This is a genomic window from Vibrio sp. D173a, assembly GCF_030248475.1.
Genome location: NZ_JAHGAH010000299.1, coordinates 1 through 610, shown reverse-complemented (window position 1 = coordinate 610; position 610 = coordinate 1). Strand labels below are relative to the sequence as shown.

The 610-nt window shown below is 45.4% G+C and carries 1 protein-coding gene; it reads left to right on the top strand.

The window, feature by feature from the left end; all coding sequences use genetic code 11:
- Positions 1-610: iron-containing alcohol dehydrogenase (locus tag KIV40_RS24575; RefSeq protein WP_285351807.1), on the top strand; the 610-nt coding region annotated here is incomplete at both ends.

The following is a 610-nucleotide window of genomic DNA, read 5'->3' as shown; positions in this document are numbered from 1 at the left end:
ATCGGTGACCTTTACAACTTCAACGTAGCACCTTCTCTAACTCTAGGTTGTGGTTCTTGGGGGGGTAACTCTATCTCTGAGAACGTAGGTCCTAAGCACCTTATCAACAAGAAAACTGTAGCTAAGCGAGCTGAAAACATGTTGTGGCACAAACTACCTAAGTCTATCTACTTCCGTCGTGGTAGCCTTCCAATCGCAATGAGCGACCTAGAAGGTAAGAAACGCGCATTCCTAGTAACTGACCGTTTCCTATTCAACAACGGTTACGCTGACGAAGTAGTTAAACTGCTTAAAGAGCAAGGCATCGAAGTTCAAACATTCTTCGACGTAGAAGCGGATCCAACACTATCTGTTGTTGAGAAAGGTGCAGAAGCAATGAAGAGCTTCCAACCTGACGTAATCCTAGCTCTAGGTGGTGGCTCACCAATGGATGCAGCGAAGATCATGTGGGTAATGTACGAGCACCCAGAAACTCACTTCGCGGAACTAGCAATGCGCTTTATGGACATCCGTAAACGTATCTACAAGTTCCCTAAAATGGGTAAGAAAGCTGAGCTTGTATGTATCACTACAACTTCAGGTACTGGTTCAGAAGTTACTCCATTCGCGG